This is a genomic window from Shewanella sp. Isolate7 (genome assembly GCF_022398425.1).
Lineage (GTDB): Bacteria > Pseudomonadota > Gammaproteobacteria > Enterobacterales > Shewanellaceae > Shewanella.
In genome coordinates, this window is record NZ_JAKEVJ010000134.1 from 1 (window position 1) to 8,285 (window position 8,285).

Genomic DNA, 8,285 nt, shown 5'->3' on the forward strand with positions numbered 1-8,285 from the left:
TATAAAGGGCTGACGAAAAATGACTCACAGTTAGCCATGCTATTCACCTTGGCGAACCTGTTTAAAGTAGACCAGATGTTACGACGACAGCCAAGATCTGTCTGAAATCCGGGAACAGCCTGGAATTAGGTCGAAATTCGGCGTAAAACGGCAGTATGTTGGCCAAAATTGAACACTTAGCGTTCAAAAATCAGGCGGGCCGCTCAAAACCTCGCTCGATACCTAAATTGCAGGACTTGTTCGCAGTTTTCTTAGAATTTTGACACATAATCGGTTACATCACACTTAATTTCAACCCGGCAGCTTGCCACCTAAATAACTGCTTCTATTTGTGCAACACCTTGCAGAACCCGTGTGGCGCAAGAGTTTCCGAACATGTGCTCTAAAGCTCATCAGGCTTGGTGTTCTAACTGTGTCAGGTTAGTACTTGGAGACGTATTGGTGTAGTGATCTACTGTTTGGAACAGTTATTTAGTAATTAAACCTCTAGCGATAATGGTAATAATTCTTGCTATCATTGCCATTGGCGTTTATTGTTGCGCGGGGATTCTAATGGAGAAAGCACATTGAAAACGACAACACTATATTTAGTAGTAGCCATTGTCTTACCTGCTGAACTGCTGGCTGCACAAACGACGTTAGGAGAAACGGTACCGATGGAAACTCTGGTCGTGACGGCCAAGGCAGGGGCTGGCGTAAGTCTGGCCAATGCTCCGGCAACCATTAGTGTGGTCGATGTACAAGAGCAGAGTAAATATCAAATGAATGCTGACGTTGGTGATTTAATTGCCGATGTCCCTGGAGTGAATGTATCAAGCCAAGCGAATGGCTCTCGTGGTGTGCGTATTCGAGGTTTGAGTAACGATTATACCCAGGTACTACTCAATGGCCTGCGTAGTTACAGCCGCGAAGCCCTATGGCGTGGCAGCGATAATGCGCTTAGTCTCACTCCCAGTGTTGCAGTGGATAGTATTGAAGTGATCCGTGGTCCAATGTCAACCTTATACGGTGCAGATACAATGGGCGGTGTGGTCAATGTGATCACTCGTAAGCACCGTGGTGTCACCGAAGGTAGCTTTAGTATCGAAGGTCAGTTTAATGAGGGTGACAAGGGGGGGGATGGTCAGCTCTACGGTCTGTATTACTCTATGCCGATCAATGATGCGGTTGGTTACACAGTTTATGGTAACTATTTAGGTGTGAACGAGTCGTTTTATCCTGAAGCTACCGATTTTACCAAGCGTCGCAGACAAGTTAATTATAATTTAGTTAACACTTTTGATTTTGCGCTAAACGATGCCCATGTGCTGAGTCTAGAAGCGCAGTTATCTAAAGAGCAACAGCTTGGCAGTGCAATGTGGGGCCGTCGTAGCTTTGAGCAAGTTCGTGAACTTGGGCGTTATAATCTTGGTTATGAGTATCTAGGCTACAATGTCAGTGTTGAGGCAAATCTAAATTATAGTGACTTTGACGTGACATATGACGTCACAACATCGGATATTCGTGAAGAGAATTATGGGGCAGATGCCAAAGCGGTAATTGCTGTCGGCCAGCACGATGTGGCTGTTGGGGGGGGGGCTCGCAAAGCGCGAATAGAAAATGGCAGCTTTGCAGGTGGTTCGGCAGACCGAACCACTTCTTCTAGCTTTGTTGAGGCCAATTTAAATGTGGCACGAAATACAAGCCTTACCTTTGGCGCACGCTACGATCATGATTCACTGTATGATGGCGAACTGACTTACCGAGGCTACCTTAACCACGGCTTTTCCGAACATTGGAGCATGAAAGTTGGGGTGGGCACGGCCTTTAAGGCCCCGACGATGGCCCAGATTTCACCGTTTTACACAGCACCAGGCTGTGGTGGTCGCTGTGATGTTTATGGTAACCCGGAACTAAAAGCCGAAACAGGTACCTTTAGCGAGTTAGGTGCATACTACACCCACCATGCGACCAGCGCGAGCGTAAGCATATTCTATAACCAAATCGACGACATTATTAAACTGGTGCGCCAAAGCAGTGGAGACTTCACTTTTGTAAACGTCAATAAGTCGATATTAAAGGGTCTTGAATTCTACGCTGAACATCAGTTTGAGCACTTTGGTTTCGATGTGGCATACACCTATCTGGATGCTAAAAATGGCACTACGGGTGACCGCTTAGTGGGTACTTCTGAGCATGAGGCCTCAGTCAAAGCAACTTGGTTTATAACCTACTCAACAGATCTCTTTGCTCGTTTGCACTATCGCAGTGAAGTGCTTGGTGAACTCGGTAACAATGATATAGCTGAGGCTTACACCACAATGGATCTTGGCTTGCGCTATACATACAGTGATGACATAGATCTAAAATTTGGCGTCAATAACCTTACCGACGAGGACGTATCAAGCCCGGATACTTATACTGAAGTGCTCCAAGGCCGTACGGTTTATGCTGGATTAACCTACCAATTCTAATTCATACCTATGTCACTTTTCGATACTATTGAACGGTGGGGAAATCGTCTTCCTCACCCGGTGTTTCTCTTCCTTTGGTTATCACTGCTTATCGCGGTGATCTCATTTGTAGCTTCACAAATGCAGGTGTCTTACGTGCTGCCGGGTGAAGAAGAACAGTATGTGCAAAACCTTTTCTCACCAGAGCTGTTCCGACAGTGGCTAGGCGGCAGTATGAATGCCTTTCTCAGCTTTCCCCCGCTAGGTATTGTGGTCGTGGCAAGTATTGGTGTTGGTCTGGCTGATGCATCGGGGCTGCTCCGCTATATTTTACAACGCCTGGTTAAAAAAACTGGAACATGGCAGCTTCCCGCAAGTATTTTGGCTCTCGGTATCGTGTCTAACGTAGTTGGTTCGGTGGGCTATATTGTTTTGATACCATTGGCTTGTCGTGCTTATCAAGCAGCAGGTCGTCCTCCACTTGCTGGTCTAGCAACTGCTTTTGCTGGTGTTGCCGGTGGGACGCATGCGACAATATTTGTGACTACTTATGATGTGGCTATCTCAGGGATCACCACCTCAGCAGCGCAGTTGATTGATCCAGACTATGTTGTCAGCCCTCTAGCAAACTACTTTTTTATGTCTGCCAGTGTTTTGCTATTAGTGGTGGTTGGAACTTTGGTTTCGCTTAAAGTGGTGGAGAAAAGACTGCATAAGCTTAGACCTTCACAAACATTGACTAATGAATTTACCGTAACGGTTAGAAAACAAGACGATACAGCCATGCTACTCGCTGGTATTTTATTTATCTCTATTGTGCTGTTCTTTGTGTTGTCAGCCATATTGCCTAATGGCTGGCTCGCACCTTATGAAGGTCAGCCTCTAGGGCGCAGCGAGGTGATGAATGGTTTGCCGCTAATCATTGCTATCGCCTTCGGCTTAAGTGGAATCACTTATGGATTTGTATCTGGCAGCTTTAAAGGTGAACGCGATCTACTCAAGGCATGCCAGAAGAGTTTAGGCCAACTTAGTCTATTCCTCTTGATTATCTTTGTGGCTTCACAGCTCATTTATCTGTTTAAGCTCAGTCAGCTCTCTGGTGTTTTAGCCGTATCTGTCAATGAGCAGTTGTCCGACTTGACATTGCACCCTGCCATTCTATTGATTGCAGTAGTACTCCTGAGTGCATTCCTGAATTTATTTATGGGTTCACCAGTGGTACAGTGGAGCATCATGGCTCCTGTGTTAATTCCTTCACTGTTCTTTGTGGGTCTTCCGCTGGAAGTAACTCAAGCTGCGTTTCGTATCGGTGACTCGGTGACGAATATCATCAGCCCGTTATTTGGTTATCTAGGGTTAATCCTAGCTACGGCACAAGACTATGATGAAAACGCCAAATTGGGTACTTTGATGTCACTGATGTTGCCATTTAGTCTCACCTTCTTGTTGACATGGACAACGCTGCTAGTGGTGTGGGTTTACCTATTAAAGTTACCTGTTGGCCTCTGATTGTTCTCGACTTTGAAAGCAACATTATTGAAAAAATAATATCATATAAGCAAACAGAACTTTAGCCAGCGATAATTCTGCTTCAACAGGAAAGAGGAGTTATCGGATTCTTGTTATAGCTTGCCCAAAATACAGTAAACCTAGGGAAGGTGCGAATAAGTCCCGTGCTTGCTCTGCGTGTGCTTAAAGTGGATAGATGCTAGGCACAGTTTGCAGCGAATGGCCCTAGTCCTTCGCAAGAACTGTAACGCAGCAAATACCGCTGTAAGCCTCGCCCTGCGGGGCTTTGATAGCAACACCATTTCGGCGTTATTCAACTTCAGCAGGCCTCGGCATGCCCTCAGTTGAATGCCTTGAACTGTCGCTGCTATCAAAGCCAGAGCTGTGCNTGCTTGCTCTGCGTGTGCTTAAAGTGGATAGATGCTAGGCACAGTTTGCAGCGAATGGCCCTAGTCCTTCGCAAGAACTGTAACGCAGCAAATACCGCTGTAAGCCTCGCCCTGCGGGGCTTTGATAGCAACACCATTTCGGCGTTATTCAACTTCAGCAGGCCTCGGCATGCCCTCAGTTGAATGCCTTGAACTGTCGCTGCTATCAAAGCCAGAGCTGTGCGACGACTTGTTCGCACCTTCCCTAGTTATGTGTTCTGTTTCAATGAATATTACAAAGAAGCCTCAAAAATATCAGGATGACGGCTCGATAATGCAATGATTTCATCTATGATGACTCTTATTTTAGGCAGAATGTAAGGTGTTTTTAGCCAAACAATACTGATGGGTGCTCCTTCGCCATTGAGTTTCTCTAATACAGGGCATAATTGTCCATCATCAAGGTATTGCTTCACTAACCATACTGGTAGTTGAGCTAAACCTGCACCAGATAAAGCCGAATGTAAAATACCTTCACAGTCGGCTATCTCATGACGTGCTGAAATATCGACAGATTCGGTTGCCCCTTTAGCATTTTTCAGTAGCCAGCTATGCCTTTGTCCTATAGGCCAGCCGACGATGCAATCATGTTGGGATAGATCTTCTTTTTTGGTAATCGGCCTTCGAGTCGCCAAATAAGAGGGAGAGGCACATATCACCCTTTTTTGCTCTCCAATTTTACGTGCAACAATATCGCCCGAGTTTTCTAAGTGCCCAACGCGGATCGCAAGATCAATCCCGTCACTGACTAAATCCGTAGGGCGGTCATTAAAGGTAATAGATAGATCTAATTGCTCGAACTTGGACGTTAATTCTAGCAACTTGGGTAGGATTGCTCTTCTACCGAGAACTGCGGGTAAATCAATACGCACACGCCCTGATGGCAATAACTGTTGATTGCTTAAGCGCTTCTCTGCTTCCTCTAAAATGGTCATCGCTTTAAGGCAGTCGGCTAAATAGGAATCCCCATCATTGGTCAACGCGATGCGTCGAGTTGTTCGGTGAAGGAGTTTGGTGCCTAGCTGTTTTTCTAGTCGAGCAACGCTTTTACTTAAAGCTGAACCGGTCATCCCAAGCGCTTGAGCCGCAAGGGTAAAACTCCCCAACTGCGCAACGGTGACAAAGTGACGAACTTCCACAAACTGGCTTTTTAACATTAATTAATTCCTTTGAAGACTTTATGTTTGTCATTATATAGACTTAATAAGCAGGTGTGAATCGATTATTCTGCGTACATCAACGAGATGATTACATCGACTTTTCAATTAAGGTAAACATGATGAATAACTTCAATAGATTCAAAGGTAAGGTCGCTTTTATCCAAGGTGGCAGTCGCGGTATTGGTGCCGCCATTGTTGAGAGGTTGGCACTGGAGGGAGCGTCTGTTGCTTTTACATTTGTGTCATCCCACGGAAAAGCCAAAGCGCTTGCGGAGAGCTTAACTTCACAAGGTGGCAAAGTCATCGCAATAAAGGCGGATAGCACTAAGCCTGAAGATATCAGAAATGCAATCAGCGAAACCATAGAACAACTTGGTCAAATTGATATTGTCGTAAACAATTCAGGTACGCTGATCTGGGACAGTATTGAAAATTTGACAATGGATGATTGGGACAAGACCATCAATACCAACGTACGAAGTGTGTTTGTGGCGATTCATGAAGCTGCGAAGCACATGAATAATAATGGCAGAATAATCAATATCAGTAGTACGAACGCTCAGCGCATTCCTTTTGCTGGCGGTTCTATCTATGGAATGAGCAAGTCTGCACTAACCGGATTGGCCAAAGGTCTCTCTCGCGATTTAGGCCCTAGAGGCATTACCGTCAACAACATTTTACCAGGTCCGGTAGATACCGACTTAAACCCAGACAATGGCGATACTTCAGAGCCTGTAAAAGCTATCGGTGCACTTGGTCGTTATGGTCAAGTTGAGGAGATTGCTAGCTTAGTAGCATTCGTCGCGAGCTCAGAAGCGGGTTACATCACTGGTGCTGATTTAATGATCGACGGGGGCTTTTCCGCTTAATCAAAACACATGGTCGAGTCACTCACGATTGATTAACGCAACCTCAAGCAGTCATCAATACATGATGAGTAAAGAGATATAGGATGATTGGCCTACATTAAAGGTCAATCATTCAGTGCCAATCAGTTTTGAACAGTTTTGCATGCTTGCAAATGACATCCAGTTGTTACCACATAAACATCCGATGTTAAAGCTCGAGCTCCCCAATAAAACAGATAGCTCATTAAAAAATTAGCGTTATTAAAACAAATGCTTAGTCTTAATCCCACATTTCTAAATAGAGAGGTAAATTACTTCTATGGACGACCCCTTTAGGTGCCGTTTTATCCCATTGTCTTCTTGTATTAAGGAGATAAGCACATGTTAGAGCTCTTTCTACAACCCGAAATCTGGGTAGTATTTGCAACTTTATTGATTCTTGAAATTGTTTTGGGTGTCGATAATGTCGTCTTCATTTCTGTTCTATGTGAGCGGCTTCCCGAACAGCAACGCAAAGTTGCACGTAATTTAGGTATTGCTCTGGCTGTGTTAACGCGAATAGGTCTTGTGTTTTCTATTTCGTGGGTGATGTCTCTGACTAATCCCTTGCTGAGCTTCACCCACATCACGTTTACTGGACGAGATATTATTATGATATTGGGTGGTGGCTTTTTGTTGGCTAAAAGTGCGAAAGAACTTTGGTCGTGGTTAAGGCATACACCATCGTCATACTCGACTCAAGCTAGGACTGGACTCGCCGTCGTACTTCTCCAGATTGTAGCGGTAGATGCCGTTTTTTCTATGGATTCAGTCATAACCGCCGTTGGTTTAACATCTGAAGTGCCAGTTATGATAGCTGCTATTTTGACATCTGCGATTTTTATGATTTTAACGGCGGAAAAAATCAACGACTTAGTTACTCGTTACCCTGGATTTAAAACATTGGCTTTACTGTTTTTGGTTTTATTGGGGGGACTACTAATGGCGGAAGGTTTAGCCATTCATATCAATAAAGGCTATGTGTACTTTGCTATGGTTTTCGGACTAACGCTTGAGTTATGTCATATACAAATAAAAAACAAACAGAAGCGAACCTTAGTCATCCAGCGAATTAAGGCATTCCAGTCTAAAACCGGTCAGGAGGTACTCTAACTTGTTAAGGGTTCTATACAAGGAATGACCGTAAAAAATCATAAGCGATCATTGACTCCATTGAGAAATCATTTTGTTTCTACCTTCTCTAAAGGTTGTTGATAGATCAAAGAAACACATCTTCAGTATTTAGTTTGATCTATTTTATTTTCATAGGGTAATAAATGAAAAATTCCAAACCAGCTTGTCATCTAGCTTTCGTAGGGTTGTTTATAGCAATAGTGGCTACCTTGTTTGCCAGTGTGGTCAAGGCAGAACCACTGACTACAGGTTGGTTGAAAAACCCCAACCACCCACCAGTCGAGACACGATTTGTCATCAGTGGGCAGGTTGATGCCGAGAGCAAGACGGTTGCTGGTTTTCTAGAAGTGCGCTTAGCGGGGGACTGGAAAACCTATTGGAGAAGTCCAGGTGAAGGCGGGATCGCGCCAAGTATGACTTGGGATGGTTCTAAAAACCTTAGTGACATTGTATGGCATTGGCCTCATCCAAAGAGATTTGAGCTTTTAGGGAAACTGCGAACAAGTCCTGCAATTTAGGTATAGAGCGAGGTTTTGAGCGGCCCGCCTGATTTTTGAACGCTAACTGTTCAATTTTGGCCAACATACTGCCGTTTTACGCCGAATTTCGACCTAATTCCAGGCAGTTCCCGGATTTCAGACAGATCTTGGCTGTCGTCGTAACATCTGGTCTACTTTAAACAGGTTCGCCAAGGTGAATAGCATGGCTAACTGTGAGTCATTTTTCGTCAGCCCT

General features: G+C 44.7%; 5 protein-coding genes and 2 pseudogenes. 6 read left to right on the forward strand and 1 reads right to left on the reverse strand.

Annotation, left to right across the window (positions count from 1 at the left end; translation table 11 throughout):
• The 3 genes and pseudogenes from L1D47_RS20165 to L1D47_RS20175 all read left to right on the forward strand — a co-directional run.
• A pseudogene (locus L1D47_RS20165) lies at positions 1-105 on the forward strand (IS5/IS1182 family transposase); the annotation flags it as partial.
• Positions 106-566: 461 nt separating this feature from the next.
• A complete protein-coding gene (locus L1D47_RS20170) occupies positions 567-2,453 on the forward strand; it encodes a TonB-dependent receptor (RefSeq protein ID WP_239886561.1) in 1,887 nt (628 codons plus the stop codon).
• 9 nt (positions 2,454-2,462) lie between these two features.
• Positions 2,463-3,941 carry an AbgT family transporter gene (locus L1D47_RS20175; RefSeq protein ID WP_239886562.1) on the forward strand — a complete coding sequence of 493 codons (1,479 nt, stop codon included), beginning with the start codon at positions 2,463-2,465 and terminating at the stop codon, positions 3,939-3,941.
• Positions 3,942-4,602: 661 nt separating this feature from the next.
• Here L1D47_RS20175 and L1D47_RS20180 read toward each other — a convergent pair.
• Positions 4,603-5,526 (reverse strand): LysR family transcriptional regulator, encoded by a 924-nt coding sequence (locus L1D47_RS20180; RefSeq protein ID WP_239886563.1) that lies wholly within the window; start codon positions 5,524-5,526, stop codon positions 4,603-4,605.
• A 122-nt stretch (positions 5,527-5,648) separates the two neighbouring features.
• Here L1D47_RS20180 and L1D47_RS20185 point away from each other — a divergent pair, with 122 nt between their 5' ends.
• The 3 genes and pseudogenes from L1D47_RS20185 to L1D47_RS20195 all read left to right on the forward strand — a co-directional run.
• Positions 5,649-6,398: a 3-oxoacyl-ACP reductase family protein gene (locus L1D47_RS20185; RefSeq protein WP_239886564.1), complete on the forward strand. Its 750-nt coding sequence runs from the start codon at positions 5,649-5,651 to the stop codon at positions 6,396-6,398.
• Between the two features lie 360 nt (positions 6,399-6,758).
• The gene (locus tag L1D47_RS20190) at positions 6,759-7,529 is read left to right on the forward strand and encodes a TerC family protein (RefSeq protein ID WP_239886565.1); all 771 of its coding nucleotides are present in this window, start codon (positions 6,759-6,761) and stop codon (positions 7,527-7,529) included.
• A 206-nt stretch (positions 7,530-7,735) separates the two neighbouring features.
• Positions 7,736-8,041, forward strand: a pseudogene (locus L1D47_RS20195) (protein-disulfide reductase DsbD domain-containing protein); the annotation flags it as partial.
• Positions 8,042-8,285 lie beyond the last annotated feature (244 nt).